Raw genomic sequence first — 15,803 nt, 5'->3', positions numbered from 1 at the left:
CTCAATTAAATAACGGTTAAGCCGATTTATCCTCAATGCAATGGGTAGAAATTCATCAATACATTTCGTAACTTCCACCAGCCGTTACGTCTCTTATAAAAATGTATTCACTACTTATCCCAAACAGACAAATAATATATTTAAATTTAATTTCATATTATCAAATTCATTTTAGAATTTCAACTATATCTGTTATAGTTATATGGACATTGAAACATAAAAGGAGAATGGTTATGCAGTTAATCAATGAAATACGTATACCTAGACGTAAACCTTATAGTCATAAAGGAGATTACGGACGTATATTACTCATCGGTGGTAATCAAAATATGGGCGGATCAATTATGATTGCTGCTCGTGCATGTGTATATAGCGGTGGTGGTTTAACAACAGTAGCTACCCATCATTCAAATCATACTGCTCTGCATTCCCGTTGCCCAGAAGCTATGGTTTCAGATATTAATGATATTAAACGTTTAACAAAACTTATCGAAAATGCTGATTGTATACTCATCGGACCAGGACTCGGTTTAGATTTCCAAGGAAATAATGTTCTAACGCTACTATTTCAACACATTAAAGAAGAACAGAGCTTGATTATTGATGGGGATGCAATAACGATCTTAAGCAAACTAAAACATCCATTTCCTAAATGTAATGTAATACTTACGCCACACCAGATGGAGTGGGAGCGTATCAGCGGCATCAGCATCGATGAACAGACACCAGAACTCAATCGAATAAAAGCTAATGAATTTGGAGCACATGTTATATTGAAACAACATGAAACAGAACTATACCTTAAAAGCGGTGATTATAAGATTACAGTAGGAGATCCCGCCATGGCCTCAGGAGGTATGGGTGATGCCTTGGCAGGCATCATTGCAAGCTTTATTGGACAATTCGATACAGAGGAAGCGATAAAGCAGGCTGTTTATATCCATAGTCTTATAGGAGATAAACTTGCTCGTGATATGTATGTAGTACCACCATCTGCTATTATAGATCAGCTACCTTATATGATGAAAGAATTAGAAGAGGATGAGGCATAATGCCTCATCCTCTTCTAAAACGATTATTCACTTGCCTCTATATCTTTAAGCATGTCAGGGTTGTTCAAGTCATTCTGGCGATATGTCTCTGTTTCTGGCATCTTTAATATTAAATCTTCTGCTAATGCCATCTCTACAGATACATCTTCGATTTCATAATCAAATACATGGCCGCCTTCTTTACCATCATCACTCAGATAATGGACATGATAGCCACCAACACCAACGCCTTGAATGAAGTGTGGTGTGTAGAAACCAAACAATGTTCCGGTAGTGTCAGTATAGTCAAAGTATCCTTGTTCTTTTACTGCCTCCACTAATTTTGGATAAGGTTTCTTCTGCTTTTTCACGGCACGTGCTTTGATAAGCTTAAACTTACCCGTAATCTTAACCGCATGGAAATAGTTCATCCCCTCTATTTCTTCTAGGATAATCTCATCCATCTGTTCTTTATTTAATATCTCTTTGTAATTTAATGTGTGTGTAGGTTTAAATTCAATCATGCTCGCAAAAGGTGTGCGCTCTTCAGCATCCACCTCTCGTATATTTCCATTACTTTCGATGAGATAAGGCTTACCTTCTATAATAATCAATTCTCCATCTAGACCGTCCATCGTTCCAATACCATAGTTACCTGATTTCAGTACTTCTGACATCTTGAACGTGCCTTCAAATAAACCACCAACTAACGCACCCATAGTTGAATATTGATATAAATGATTCATAAGTTCCTCCTTAGTTTGTGCTATCAGGTAAAAGTTCTGCCATTAATTTAGAGTTATTGCTGTAATCTACAGGAATATCTACTACAACTGGTCCTTCTTCTTTCATTGCTTTTTCTAGAATTTCTTCTAATTCACTAGCATGAGTCACACGATATCCTTTAGCACCCATCGATTCAGCATATTTAACATAATCCACTGGGTGTAATCTCACGGCTGCACCTTTGCCATATTTACCTTCTTGCTGGAATTTAACCATATCATAGTAGCCATCGTTCCAGATTAATTGAACGATTGGTGCTTTCATTTCAACAGCTGTTATTAATTCTTGTCCTGAGAATAAAAATCCACCATCTCCTGCCATCGAAACTACTTTTTTACCAGGACGTGCAATAGACGCGGCAATCGCCCAAGGTAGAGCAACACCTAACGTCTGCATTCCATTTGAAAAGAGCAGATGTCTTGGTGCATAACTTCTAAAATAACGTGCCATATAGATATAGAGTGAACCTACATCTACAGTAACAGTTGTTTCATCATCTATTATGTCGCGTACTGCTTTAACAATGTGTCTAGGGTTAACTTTTTCACTGTCTTTATAGTTTTCAGGAAGCTCATATTTTTTTTCAATTAACTTTTGAATCTTTTCTAATATCTCTTTAGTTGTATCATCTAATTCCACATCATCTTTTTGAAGTTTTTCATTCAAACGTTGAATTGTTAAAGGTGTGTTACCGATCAATTCAGTAACTGGTGCATAGTTGTTATCGATATCACTCTGTACTTCATCAATGTGAATGATTGTTTTTTCATTTTCTGCATTCCATATAAATGGATCATATTCAATAGGATCATATCCAACAGTGATAACTAAATCAGCATGTTTTAATAACTCATCGCCAGGCTGATTACGAAATAAACCAATTCTGCCGTAGAAATTATGTTCTAATTCACGAGATAGAATACCAGAACCCTGGAATGTTTCTACAACTGGCATTGGTGTTTTTGAGAGTAATTCGCGAATAGATGCTGTACATGCTTCAGAAGAAGCTCTCATCCCTAAAAGAAGCACAGGTAATTTTGCTGATTTAATACGTTCAACTAATGCATCAATTTCGTGAACTGGTGCAGGTCCATGTATTGGAGCTTCTTTTACTTTAATAGCTTCTCCTTCTACATTATCAGCAGAAATAACATCTTGAGGAATACTTACAAACGCTACACCTTTACGACCTTCCACACTTTCACGAAATGCATTCGTCACTGCTTCAGAAATACTTTTCGCATCTTGCGCTTCTACAGAATATTTCGTAACGTGCTTCATTAATCCAGCATTATCAAGTGATTGATGTGTACGTTTTAAACTATCTTCTCGTCTTACATTACCGCCAATGGCTACAATCGGATCACTTTCTGAGTTTGCAGTAATCAGTCCAGTAGTTAAGTTCGTTACGCCTGGTCCACTTGTCACAAGCACAACACCAGGTTTACCAGTAATACGTCCTATACCTTGTGCAATCATAGCTGCATTTTGTTCGTGGCGTGTCACAATGACTTTCGGTCCTCTATCTTCAAGTACATCAAACGCTTTATCAATTTTAGCTCCTGGAATACCAAAAACATGAGTGACCCCATGATTAATTAGAGTATCAACAAATAAATCTCCACCAGATTTTTTCATTATCATCTCTCCTAAATATAATTTTACTTTTTTTTATTACATTTTTATAATAATACTAAACATTTTTAATGGCAAATAATTAAACTGAGATATTTATTTATAAAAAAACATTATTTTAAAGCTATTTATGGTAAGAAAATAACCATTAAAATTTTCTAAAATTTTAATGGTTAAGAAATTTTATTTCATAAATTTAATCTTTATTCTTCACTGTCATTATATGTTGATTGAAATTCAGAACGTTCTAACGAACCTTGCTCTGACACATCAACGGTTCCCATCACATGACCATCTTCAACCTCTATAGTTTCATCAACCGATTCTTTGGCTACTTCAGTTAAATCTGCACCTTGTTCTGCAATAACTTCTCCTGGTTCTTTATCCGCATCCATCACTTCTTCTTTTTCCACTTTAGCGACAGTAGCAACAAATTGTCCTTCATCAAGTCGAATCAAGCGTACTCCTTGTGCAGAACGACCGTTTTGTGAGAATTCTGTAACATCAAGTCGAATAATTACACCATGGTCTGTTACAATCATAATATCTTCGTTACCATTCACAGTAGTGACACAGACAAGATTTCCGTTCTTCTCAGTGATCGTGGCTGTTTTAATTCCTTTACCCCCACGATTTGAAATTCGATATTCACTTTCTTTCGTACGTTTTCCGTATCCATTCTCAGTAACCACCAGCACTTCATGTTCGCCATTAGATTCTATTACATCTAATCCGATAACTTCGTCACCTTCACGCAGACTGATACCTTTAACTCCTGCAGCTGTACGACCTAAAGGACGTAATTTATTCTCTTCGAAACGAATAAGTGAAGCGTGTTTTGTTCCTATAATCAGTTGCTTATTACCATCTGTTAGTCTAACAGCAATCAGTTCATCTTCTTCTCTAAAGTTAATAGCTATCTTACCGTTTTTGTTAATACGCGAGAAGTGAGATAAATTAGAACGTTTAATCACTCCATGTTTCGTCGCAAATATAATATAAGCATCTTCACGCTCAAGATTTTTCACTGCAATCATCGTACTGATGGATTCATCTTTGTCCAATTCAATTACGTTAACAACTGGAATACCTTTTGACTGTCTTGAAAGTTCAGGTATTTCGTATCCTTTTACTTTATACACACGCCCTTTGTTCGTAAAGAACAGGACATTATCATGTGTAGAAGTTGTTACCATTTGACTGACGAAGTCTTCATCCAAAGTATTCATACCTTGAATTCCTCTTCCACCACGATGCTGTGCACGATAAGTTGAAGCTGGAAGACGTTTAATATAGTTATTACTACTTAATGTAATCACGATATTTTCTTCATCAATTAAATCTTCATCTTCAAGATCTTCAAATCCTCCAGCAACTATTTCACTACGGCGTTCATCTCCATATTTATCACGAATTTCAATTAATTCATCGCGGATGATTTGCAGTAACTTCTCTTCATCTGCTAATATGGCGCGGAGTTCGTCGATATACTTCAACAGTTCTTGATACTCAGACTCAATTTTATCTCTTTCCAGACCTGTTAATCGACGTAAACGCATATCAAGGATTGCCTGTGCTTGACGCTCTGATAATTTAAATTGATCTTGTAATCCTTGTAATGCTTCAGCATCGTTACTAGAGGCTCTAATTAAAGCAATAATTTCATCGATATGATCTAGTGCAATTCTTAATCCTTCCAGAATATGTGCGCGATCTTCTGCTTTTTTTAAATTATAAGCAGTTCGTCGGCGAACAACAGTCTTTTGATGTTCGAGATAATGATAAATTGCCTGTTTAATATTTAATACTTGTGGCTTACCATTTACAAGGGCAAGCATATTCACACCAAATGATGTTTGAAGTGGTGTCTGCTTGTATAAATTGTTAAGGATTACACTTGCATTTGCATCACGACGTACATCGATAACAATACGTACCCCTTCTTTCAAACTTGTTTCGTCACGAAGATCTGTAATGCCGTCCACCTTTTTATCACGTGCTAATTCAGCAATTTTCTCGACTAATCTCGCTTTATTTACTTGGTAGGGAATTTCTGAAATGATAATTGTCTCTTTACCATTCGGACGCATCTCGATCAATGTCTTTGCGCGCATAATTACAGATCCACGTCCTGTTTCATATGCTCGACGTATACCGCTTCGTCCCAATATAAGACCAGCCGTAGGAAAATCTGGTCCTTGAATGAACTCCATTAATTCAGGAATAGAAATATCAGGATTTTTACTTAGTTCTAATACACCATTGATGACTTCTGTTAAGTTATGTGGAGGAATATTTGTTGCCATACCTACTGCAATACCAGAAGCTCCATTTACAAGTAAGTTAGGAAATCTCGATGGTAATACAACAGGTTCGCGTTCATTTCCGTCATAGTTATCTGTAAAGTCAATTGTGTCCTTATTAATATCACGCATAAGTTCCATTGCAATTTTTGACATACGCGCTTCCGTATATCGCATTGCAGCCGCTCCGTCGCCATCCATAGACCCGAAGTTACCTTGACCATCGACAAGCATGTAACGGTAGCTGAAATCTTGTGCCATACGCACCATTGCTTCGTATATAGATGAATCTCCATGCGGATGATATTTCCCCATTACATCTCCGACAATACGCGCAGATTTCTTGTATGGTTTGTCTGGTGTCATTCCTTGGTTGTTCATACCGTAAAGTATTCGACGATGAACAGGTTTCATGCCGTCACGTACATCCGGTAATGCACGAGAAACAATAACACTCATTGCATAATCTAGAAATGAATCTTTCATTTCTTTGACGATATTTTGCTCCTTCAATTTTGAATCATGGTCTAAAGTCATAGATGGCGCCTCCTTAAAATACTATCTTTATACATCAACGTTTGCGTATTCTGCATTCTCTTCAATGAACGTACGACGATGTTCTACAACATCTCCCATCAGCATCTCGAAAACTTCATCCGCTTCAATCGCATCGTTTAATGTCACTTGTAACATTGAACGGTGTTCTGGATTCATAGTCGTCTCCCATAACTGATCCGCATTCATTTCTCCTAAACCTTTATATCTGGCAAGTTGCCATTTCGGTGTCGTCGGCAATTCTTTTCTCAATTTATCAAGTTCACGTTCGTTATATACATAATATTTTTTCTTACCTTGTTCCACTTTAAATAATGGAGGTTGTGCGATATAAACATATCCTGCTTCCAGTAGAGGTCTCATAAATCGGTAGAAGAATGTAAGCAATAATGTTCTAATGTGTGCACCGTCCACATCAGCATCTGTCATAATAACAATCTTATGATATCTAGCTTTAGAAATATCAAATTCTCCACCAATACCTGTACCCATTGCTGTAATCATAGAACGGATTTCATTATTTCCAAGAATTCGATCAAGTCTTGCTTTTTCAACATTTAAAATTTTACCACGTAACGGTAAAATAGCCTGCGTCTTAGAGTCTCTTCCTGATTTCGCTGAACCACCCGCTGAATCTCCCTCTACGATATATAATTCACTAAGGGATGGATCTTTGCTTGAGCAATCCGCAAGTTTTCCTGGAAGACTGGAAATTTCAAGTCCTGACTTACGACGTGTCACTTCACGCGCTTTCTTCGCTGCAAGTCGGGCACGCGATGCCATAATCCCTTTTTCCACGATAATACGTGCAATTGGTGGATTTTCTAATAAGAAACGTTCAAAGTTTTCTGCAAACAAGTTATCAGTAATTTGACGTACTTCTGTATTACCGAGTTTTGTTTTCGTTTGTCCTTCAAACTGCGGGTCTCCATGCTTAATGGAGACGATTGCAGTAATCCCTTCACGTACATCTTCTCCAGATAACTTCTCATCGGCTTCTTTAATCAATTTATTCTTTACACCATAACTATTAATTACACGAGTTAATGCACGCTTAAATCCATCTTCATGTGTACCACCTTCATAAGTATGAATATTATTTGCATAGCTCAGAAGATTTGTTGAATAGCCATTGTTATATTGAATTGAAATCTCTACTTCAATCTCATCACGATTATCATGAATATAAATCGGTTCTGGGAATAGGACTTCTTTAGATTTGTTCAGTAATTCAACGTACGATTTAATTCCACCCTCATAGTGGTATATATCATGACGAATTTCTTCTTTATCTCGTTCATCCTTAACTTCAATCTTGATGCCTTTATTTAAGAAGGCAAGCTCTCTAGTTCGTTTTTGAAGAATTTCGTATTCATATTCTGTTGTTTCAGAAAATATTTCTGAATCCGCTTTAAAACGAATGACAGTTCCAGTCTTATCGGTTTCTCCGATTACCTTTAAATCAAATGCTGGTACACCACGGTGATATGCTTGATGATGAATCTTGCCATCTTTATGAACATATACTTCCAATGTAGACGATAAGGCATTAACAACTGATGAACCAACGCCATGCAGTCCTCCTGAAACTTTATATCCGCCACCACCAAATTTACCACCAGCATGCAGTACAGTTAAAATGACTTCAACCGCAGGACGACCCATTTTTTTCTGAATATCTACCGGAATACCACGACCATTATCCGTAACTTTTATCCAGTTATCTTCTTCTATCGTCACTTCAATATGATCTGCATATCCAGCAAGGGCTTCGTCAATACTATTATCAACAATTTCCCAGACAAGATGGTGTAACCCCCTTGATGCCGTAGAACCAATATACATACCAGGACGTTTTCTTACCGCTTCTAATCCTTCTAGTACCTGTATCTGATCGGCACCATACTGATCTAAATTTTGTTGTTCCACTATGTTCACCTATCCTTTAGTTAGTCGAAATCTGTCCTTCTAATACATTGAATAATTTCGCTCTATTGATTGTTTCGTGTTCAATACCTTCTACTGACGTTGTCGTCACAAATGTTTGAACTTTATGTTGTATTGTCGTTAACAGGTGCGTCTGTCTATCATCATCCAACTCACTTAGTACATCATCCAGCAATAAAATTGGATACTCTCCAATTTCCTGGTTAATAAGTTCAATCTCTGCTAATTTGATAGATAATGCAGTTGTACGCTGCTGGCCCTGCGAACCATATGTCTGTACATCAATATTATTTATTTTAAAGCTTAAGTCATCACGATGCGGTCCATATAAGCTTTGAGTTCTTTCAATCTCCTTGTCCATATGCACATTTAATATACGAATCGTTTCCTCAAACATCTCCTGCTCAGCTAATTCATAGTTCAAGCTTGCATTGTATCGTAAAGAGAGGTGTTCTTTATCTTTTGTAATGCCTGTATGAATCGGTATTGCTAATGCTTCTAGCTGTTCGATAAACTTTTTTCGTCTCAATGTTAACTTCACTGCATATTGGGCAAACTGTTCATTGATAACTTCAAGCATTGTTTTATCATTACTACTCGATAATTTCATTTGCTTTAACAAATGATTTTTCTGCTTTAATAATCGCTGATAACTTGATAAGTCATTTAAGTAAACGGCAGATATCTGACCTATTTCCATATCGATAAATCTTCTTCTTATTTGTGGGTTCCCTTTGACTAAATTCAAATCTTCAGGAGCAAAGAGTACAACATTCATATGGCCAATATATTCCGTTAATCGTTTCTGTTCTAAATAGTTTACTTTAGCTTTTTTTCCTTTTTTAGAGATGGATAAAGATAATGGCATAGTGCCATGTTTGTAAGACAACATACCTTCGATATGACTAAATTCATGTCCCCATCCTATCAGCTCTTTATCATTAGAAGTGCGATGGCTTTTAGCCATTGCGAGACAGTAAATTGCTTCAAGTAAGTTTGTTTTTCCTTGTGCATTAATGCCTATGAAAATATTTACTTCATCACTAAAATTTAATTCCGCAGTTTCATAATTTCGATAATGAGTTAGCGTTAACGTCTTTAATTTCATTCTGTCGTCTTATACGTGATCTGATATGTTTCACCTTCAACTTCCAGTAAATCATCCTGAAGCAACTTCTTACCACGTCTATTTTCCGGTTCTCCGTTTAAAACTACAGGATGATCCTGCAAATACCATTTCGCTTGTCCACCTGTAGAAATAATGCCTTCTGATTTCAGAAATTGTCCTAGCGTAATTTCTTTATCAAGTTCGATAATATTTATCATTTCACGGCTCACTCCTATCATTCAGTCATTATATAATTATACCGTTAATTCACAAAAAATGCATGTGTTTTAAAAGAATAAAAAGCGTTGGAATAAGATATTCCAACGCTTTTACACATAAATCATAATTATTGAAGTTTAATTTGCATAATTTTCTTTTTTTACACACAACATAGTTATTGTAATTAGTAGAAATGCGATGCCCGCTAAAAAAGGAATCGTGACAAATCCAAAATAATTAATATACTGAGCACTACAAGGCACTCCTCCAACACAAGGTTTAACCTCTGCAAATCCTGGTATCTTCTGCTCCATATAATGATAACATGAGAAGCAGAAACCTATGATAGAGAAAGTCATTATTAAATATTTATAATGATAAGTGTGATTAAATACTGCAAACCCTGCAATAATCACTATAGGATACATAAGTATCCTCTGATACCAGCACATCTCACAAGGAATAAAATGACGTATTTGAGAAAAGTACAGACTTCCCAATGTGGCGACAAGTGCAATTACCCAGGAAATATAGAAGTATGTAGTATTTTTCATTGTTTAACTGCCTCATCGATTACTTTGTCCACTTCAGCAGGATCCATTGGATTTTTAACTTCTTTTCCGTTTACAACGATCGTCGGTGTCATTGTCACATTATGTTTTTCAACGAGATTGATATCCTTTTTAACTGCTGCTTTTTCTTTTAAAGCTTCAACATCTTTTACAAGTTGGTCTACATTACTGACAGCGGCAGTTTTTGCTGCTTTCTTAACAGCATCAATCGTCAACCATTCTTCTTCTGTATCAGGTTGCATTTCGAATAATGCCTGTTGAAATGCACTATACTTGTCAGGTTCTTGTTTAATCAATGTTTCAGCGGCCAGACTCCCAAGCATCGATCCTTCACCATGAAATGGTGTATTAATGAAATACAGCTTAGCTTTTCCGCTATCTATGTATTTCTTTTTCAAATCTGGTTTGATATCTAATTCAAACACCTTACATGCAGGACATTTAAAATCTCCAAATTCTATGATGGTCACCTTTGCATCATCTTTACCAATCATTGGTTGATCTTTAATATCGATTTGATCTAATAATTTTAATCCTTGCTGATTGTTTGTATCTGCAGTACCTAATGATTCCGTATCTACGGAACTTTCTTTCTTATTCTGGTTAAAAATGATCAATGCAGCAATGACGCCAATAACAAGCAGAGTCATTATCATCGTAAAAATCAGTGAGCCTTTATTTTTCATAACTATCTCCTATAAAATTAATTGATAGTATAAATTTTATATTAATTAACCAAATTTTGCACGTGAATAATCATTAAGATTTTGTGACATTATTTAGTTTTAAGTGCACGTTTGAAGTTTTTAAGCATACTTTTATCTGTACTGAACACACTTCCTTTATATATTTTAGCGGCGATAAAGAGTAGCAAAATGATTGTAACAATACAAACAATTATACCTATCATAATCTCGATATCACTCGTTTTAGTTGAAATCGTTCTGAGTAACATGATTTGAGGTGTGAAGAACGGAATATAACTTGCAATTTTTACAAGTAATGTATCTGGTTTAGATAAACTAAACATCGCAATATAAAAAGCAATCATATTTAGCATCGTTATGGGCATAATTGCCTGTCCTATATCTTCGATACGGTTTGTCAAAGATCCAACAATCGCACTAGAACTTATATAGATAAGTAATCCCAATATTAAAAAGATGATTGTATATATTAATATCCTTATATTTTCTGGACCAAAGGTAAACCCTAATTCACTGACGGTTTCTTCCAGGCTAAATGCATATATACAAATGATAATAGCAATGGCGTATATCATCATCTGCGTCACTGCCACAGCGATTACACCTAATATTTTAGCCATTAAGTGGGTAATCGGAGAGATGCTCGTAATAATCATTTCGATCACACGCGAAGATTTTTCTTGAGCAATTTCGGTAGCAATTTGACTTCCGTAATTAATCGTAATAATAAAAATTAAAAATAAGCCTGCATAAACTAGTGCCGTATTTAGCGCTTTACTTTGTTCTGATACGTTATTGTTCGCATCTTTAGGCTTAATAACTTTATCTGTAACTTTTGCTTCACTCATCACACGGCTTAAATCATCTTGTGATAAATTTAATGATTGTGCAATATTGTTACTTTGAAATGCTGTTAAAGTTGAACGCACTGCACCCATCACACTGTCACTTGCGTATTCGGTTGAATATACTTTTGCTTCAATTGTTTTATCTTCGTTTTCCTTTATGTCAATTAAATATTTATAAGTTTCATCTTTAATCCCTTCTTCACCTTTTTTAAAATCCACAATTTTTAGTTTCTTTTTCTTGTCAAGATTATGATAACTTTCTTTAAAAGCTGTTGCCAAAGCTTTATCCGAGCTTGAAATTACAGTAATTTCATCTTCACTCCTATCAAAGAAGTCATAAATTTTATCAGCATTACTTAATCCAACGAATATAATAATCATGAATAGCGTCGAGAAGATAAAGGATTTACTTGATATTTTCTTCCAATATGTCAGCCAGAATGTCGGTATAAATTTATCCAATCGCACCACCCACTTTCTCAATAAAGATGTCGTTCAGAGAAGGTTCATCAACTTGAAATCTTGTTACAAAACCTATGTTTTTTACCGCTTCAAAAACAATGGGTGCAATCGATTGATCTTTAATCGTTAATCTTACATCATTTTTATTTTGTTTGAACTTTATAACACCCTCAATTTCAGCGAGATGACTAAAATCATGGTCCCCTTCGATAATAATTTCTTTCTTTCCAAAATCGTGTTTCACTTGCTTAATATTACCCGAAACAACCGTCTTGCCTTTATTTAATATGCACACATAATCACACATTTCTTCTACGTGTTCCATACGATGTGAACTAAACACAATCGTTGCTCCATTGTCGTTCATCTCTTTTACTGCTGATTTAAGAATTTCAACGTTTACTGGATCTAATCCACTGAATGGCTCATCTAGTATTAATAATTTAGGATTATGTATAATTGCTCCGATTAATTGAATTTTTTGCTGATTACCTTTTGATAATTCTTCAATTTTTTTATGTTTATTCTCCGGTACTTCGAAACGCTCTAACCAGTAATCTAACGCTTGATCAACTTCTGACTTTTTCATACCTTTTAAACGTGCCAAATATTGAATTTGTTCCGAAACTTTCAATTTCGGATTTAAACCACGCTCCTCAGGTAAATATCCGATATTATCTGTCATTGAATAATTAATCGGTTTTCCATCAAACGTAATTGTCCCTGATGACTTTTCTAACAAACCAAGAATCATCCTGAAAGTTGTTGTCTTACCTGCACCATTCCCACCAAGAAATCCGAGCATTTCTCCTTGAGGAACTTCAATATTGACATTATCCACAGCTTTAAACTCTTCAAACTGCTTTGATACATTTTCAAGTTTTAACATAGACATCTCCTTTATTGTATTTACTAACAATATTATACAATTTTTAGTATAAAAATTTCAAAATATAATAAAAAAAACTGAGCAATCGCTCAGTTTTAATATGTTCTAATCGGTAAAATCAATTGGATTAAATTATCGTCTTCGTCAGGTTTTAGAATGAAAGGTCTCATCGTTCCAAAGAATTCAACACGTACATCATCAACATCGATTGCACGCAACGCATCCATCATGTACTTAGAGTTAAAAGAGATTTTAATTCCAGTTCCATCGAATTTAGATGTCTTTACATCTTCCTTTACAGTACCTATTTCAGGAGACGTAGATGATAATTCTACCGCATTGTCAGTTGCAGATAGCTTAATGACATTATTTCCGCCTTCACGCGCTAATAACGATGCACGATCTATAGCATGGAAAAAGTCACCATTATTAATTGAAAGTGCTGTTTCTGAGATTTCAGGGAATAATCTCGATGTATCTGGATAATTTCCTTCAAGTAAACGAGAAATAAAGTTAATATGTCCAAATTTGAATAAAACTTGGTTCGCTGCAAAGAAAATATCAATCGTATCTTCATTATCTCCAATAATTTTATTGAGTTCGCTTAAAGCTTTACCAGGAATAATGACATTAATTTCGTCGATATTCGTATCTTCTAGTTTTAGTTTACGTAAAGCTAAGCGATGTGAATCTGTTGCAGTACAGTTTAATATATTATCTCTTATCAGCCAGTTAACACCTGTTAATACTGGACGTGTTTCTGACGTGGACACTGCAAAATTTGTTTGCTTTATAATGTTTTTAAGAACTTTTACAGGTAATGTGATTGCTTCTTCTTCACTTACTTGTGGTAGAAGTGGATATTGATCAGAATCAATTCCTGAAACATTGAACTCTGATTGCCCTGATGTGATTTTTGCCTGGAATTGATCATTCGTTTCAATGGTTACTGTGTCAGCAGGAAGTTTTTTTATGATATCAACAAAGAATCTACCTGGCAGTACGATTGATCCTTTATCTTCTACTGTAAGAATTTCTTCATGATTGAGTTCTGAATGAATTGTAATTTCGATAGATACTTCAGAATCTGAACCGGTTAAGACAAGTCGGTTATCAAACACATCTAATTTAATACCGGTTAAGACAGGTAAAGTTGTTCTTGGTGAGATTGCTTTTAATGTGTCATTTAATTGTGCTATAAAGTAGTCTCTTTGAATTGTAAATTTCATAGATAAATCTCCTTAATTGATATTTATAAGTATATAATATCTTTTTTAAAATAGTAATAATAGTAATAGGGGCTGTGAATAGGTGGATAAGTGGATAAATGATTAGAGTCTGTAAGTATCCACATGTGCATAACTTGTGTGTAAGCTCAGCACTATTATCCACAATATCCACAATTAGCTGGTGATATCTTTTTCGATATTTTTCAGTTCGTTCTTTAAGCTCTCGTCTGTTTCCAGTTGATTTTTTATCTTTTCATGTGCGTGTATCACTGTAGTATGATCTCGTCCACCAAATTCTTCACCAATCTTTGGTAAAGAGAAGTCTGTTAGTTCACGTGCAAGATACATTGCTATTTGTCTAGGAAAAGCAATCGATTTCGTACGTTTCTTAGCACTAAAATCTTCGAGACGCACATTATAATATTCTCCGACTGCAAGTTGAATATCCTTAATCGTTACTTTTTTAGGCTTACTAGTAGCAATAATATCTTTTAATGCTTCAGCGACAAGATCGGAATTAAGTTCACGATTTACAAGTTTTGAATATGCAGAGACACGTGTTAAAGCACCTTCTAATTCACGAATATTGGACTGAATTTGCGTAGCGATATAAAGCATTGCTTCGTTCGGGATATCAATATTTTCTTCTTCTGATTTCTTTCTTAAGATAGCAATTCTAGTTTCCAGATCAGGTGGCGTTACATCGGTAATTAATCCCCACTCGAAGCGGGTACGAAGGCGCTCTTCTAATGTTGGGATTTCTTTCGGTGCACGGTCACTAGAAATAACAATTTGTTTATGGTTCTGATGTAACTCATTGAAAGTATGGAAGAATTCTTCTTGGGTAGATTCTTTACCAGCAAGAAACTGAATATCATCAATTAAAAGAACATCCACATTTCGATATTTTGATCGGAATTCTTCAGTCTTGTTATCTTTAATCGAATTAATAAATTCATTCATAAACTTTTCACTAGAAATATAAACAACTTTCGCATTTTCTTTATGCTCCATCACGTAATGTCCAATTGCATGCATGAGGTGCGTTTTACCAAGTCCTACACCACCATAGATAAATAGGGGGTTATAAGCTTTTGCGGGCGCTTCTGCGACAGCTAAACTTGCTGCATGGCTGAATCGATTTCCACTGCCGATTACGAACGTATCAAATGTATTATCTGTATTTAACTGATTTGGTAATAGTTCCTGATTTGTTTGCTGCATCTTTCTTACAGGGACTTCTTTTTCATTATTCGTAAGTTCATCTTCAGAAGAAATCACTTTTATATTGAGTTTTTCTCCGATCTCTTCGATAAATGCTTCTTGAATAAAATCAATATAATTTGTTTGCAGCCATTCTGAAATAAAAGAAGTAGGTGCCTGAATCACTACTTGATGGTTATTTAACACTTTAATTTTTGTATCTTTAAACCATGTATCATAACTTGCAGGTGCAAGCCTATGCTTTATATTTGCGAGTACTTTTTCCCAAATGGTATCTATTCCGCTCAT

13 protein-coding genes and 1 other annotated feature (1 of these 14 running past the window's edge) are annotated in these 15,803 nt (G+C 35.3%); of the genes, 1 reads left to right on the top strand and 12 read right to left on the bottom strand.

The window, feature by feature from the left end; translation table 11 throughout:
• Positions 1-136, bottom strand: a binding site (T-box leader); it reaches 58 nt to the left of the window's first position.
• A gap of 97 nt (positions 137-233) precedes the next feature.
• Positions 234-1,052, top strand: a complete 819-nt coding sequence (locus QA539_RS00065) for an NAD(P)H-hydrate dehydratase (RefSeq protein WP_283722029.1) — start codon at positions 234-236, stop codon at positions 1,050-1,052.
• Between the two features lie 23 nt (positions 1,053-1,075).
• Here the strand turns inward: QA539_RS00065 and budA are convergent, their stop codons facing one another.
• From budA to dnaA, 12 genes are all read right to left on the bottom strand, one after another.
• Positions 1,076-1,777: an acetolactate decarboxylase gene (gene budA / locus QA539_RS00060; RefSeq protein ID WP_419895215.1), complete on the bottom strand. Its 702-nt coding sequence runs from the start codon at positions 1,775-1,777 to the stop codon at positions 1,076-1,078.
• Positions 1,778-1,787: 10 nt separating this feature from the next.
• On the bottom strand, positions 1,788-3,455 hold the full coding sequence (gene alsS, locus QA539_RS00055) for an acetolactate synthase AlsS (protein ID WP_219493438.1): 1,668 nt from the start codon (positions 3,453-3,455) through the stop codon (positions 1,788-1,790).
• Positions 3,456-3,655: 200 nt separating this feature from the next.
• On the bottom strand, positions 3,656-6,292 hold the full coding sequence (gene gyrA, locus QA539_RS00050) for a DNA gyrase subunit A (protein WP_219493437.1): 2,637 nt from the start codon (positions 6,290-6,292) through the stop codon (positions 3,656-3,658).
• Positions 6,293-6,319: 27 nt separating this feature from the next.
• Positions 6,320-8,248: a DNA topoisomerase (ATP-hydrolyzing) subunit B gene (gene gyrB, locus QA539_RS00045; RefSeq protein ID WP_423245792.1), complete on the bottom strand. Its 1,929-nt coding sequence runs from the start codon at positions 8,246-8,248 to the stop codon at positions 6,320-6,322.
• 7 nt (positions 8,249-8,255) lie between these two features.
• The gene (recF, locus tag QA539_RS00040) at positions 8,256-9,365 is read right to left on the bottom strand and encodes a DNA replication/repair protein RecF (protein WP_219493435.1); all 1,110 of its coding nucleotides are present in this window, start codon (positions 9,363-9,365) and stop codon (positions 8,256-8,258) included.
• Positions 9,362-9,583: a S4 domain-containing protein YaaA gene (yaaA, locus tag QA539_RS00035; RefSeq protein WP_041635745.1), complete on the bottom strand. Its 222-nt coding sequence runs from the start codon at positions 9,581-9,583 to the stop codon at positions 9,362-9,364. Before yaaA ends, recF begins: the two co-directional genes overlap by 4 nt.
• A gap of 138 nt (positions 9,584-9,721) precedes the next feature.
• Positions 9,722-10,138, bottom strand: coding sequence for a disulfide oxidoreductase (locus QA539_RS00030; protein WP_219493433.1), 417 nt, complete (start codon positions 10,136-10,138; stop codon positions 9,722-9,724).
• On the bottom strand, positions 10,135-10,842 hold the full coding sequence (locus tag QA539_RS00025; RefSeq protein WP_219493432.1) for a DsbA family protein: 708 nt from the start codon (positions 10,840-10,842) through the stop codon (positions 10,135-10,137). Before QA539_RS00025 ends, QA539_RS00030 begins: the two co-directional genes overlap by 4 nt.
• Positions 10,843-10,931: 89 nt before the next feature.
• Positions 10,932-12,173: an ABC transporter permease gene (locus QA539_RS00020; RefSeq protein WP_219493431.1), complete on the bottom strand. Its 1,242-nt coding sequence runs from the start codon at positions 12,171-12,173 to the stop codon at positions 10,932-10,934.
• Entirely contained in the window at positions 12,166-13,068 is a 903-nt protein-coding gene (locus QA539_RS00015) for an ABC transporter ATP-binding protein (RefSeq protein ID WP_419895213.1), read from the bottom strand. Before QA539_RS00015 ends, QA539_RS00020 begins: the two co-directional genes overlap by 8 nt.
• 89 nt (positions 13,069-13,157) lie before the next feature.
• Positions 13,158-14,291 (bottom strand): DNA polymerase III subunit beta, encoded by a 1,134-nt coding sequence (gene dnaN / locus QA539_RS00010; protein ID WP_219493430.1) that lies wholly within the window; start codon positions 14,289-14,291, stop codon positions 13,158-13,160.
• 174 nt (positions 14,292-14,465) lie between these two features.
• A complete protein-coding gene (gene dnaA / locus QA539_RS00005) occupies positions 14,466-15,803 on the bottom strand; it encodes a chromosomal replication initiator protein DnaA (protein WP_219493429.1) in 1,338 nt (445 codons plus the stop codon).

Source organism: Macrococcus psychrotolerans (genome assembly GCF_038095555.1).
Lineage (GTDB): Bacteria > Bacillota > Bacilli > Staphylococcales > Staphylococcaceae > Macrococcoides > Macrococcoides psychrotolerans.
Note: the sequence above shows the minus strand (reverse complement) of the source record. Positions and strands in the feature narration are given on the sequence as shown.

Excerpts from the sequence above, each read along its gene's own strand:
- yaaA (WP_041635745.1), bottom strand. The coding sequence starts at position 9,583 with ATGATAAATATTATCGAACTTGATAAAGAAATTACGCTAGGACAATTT.
- gyrA (WP_219493437.1), bottom strand. The coding sequence starts at position 6,292 with ATGACTTTAGACCATGATTCAAAATTGAAGGAGCAAAATATCGTCAAA.
- QA539_RS00015 (WP_419895213.1), bottom strand. The coding sequence starts at position 13,068 with ATGTCTATGTTAAAACTTGAAAATGTATCAAAGCAGTTTGAAGAGTTT.
- dnaA (WP_219493429.1), bottom strand. The coding sequence starts at position 15,803 with ATGAGCGGAATAGATACCATTTGGGAAAAAGTACTCGCAAATATAAAG.
- alsS (WP_219493438.1), bottom strand. The coding sequence starts at position 3,455 with ATGAAAAAATCTGGTGGAGATTTATTTGTTGATACTCTAATTAATCAT.
- recF (WP_219493435.1), bottom strand. The coding sequence starts at position 9,365 with ATGAAATTAAAGACGTTAACGCTAACTCATTATCGAAATTATGAAACT.
- QA539_RS00065 (WP_283722029.1), top strand. The coding sequence starts at position 234 with ATGCAGTTAATCAATGAAATACGTATACCTAGACGTAAACCTTATAGT.
- QA539_RS00025 (WP_219493432.1), bottom strand. The coding sequence starts at position 10,842 with ATGAAAAATAAAGGCTCACTGATTTTTACGATGATAATGACTCTGCTT.
- dnaN (WP_219493430.1), bottom strand. The coding sequence starts at position 14,291 with ATGAAATTTACAATTCAAAGAGACTACTTTATAGCACAATTAAATGAC.
- budA (WP_419895215.1), bottom strand. The coding sequence starts at position 1,777 with ATGAATCATTTATATCAATATTCAACTATGGGTGCGTTAGTTGGTGGT.
- QA539_RS00030 (WP_219493433.1), bottom strand. The coding sequence starts at position 10,138 with ATGAAAAATACTACATACTTCTATATTTCCTGGGTAATTGCACTTGTC.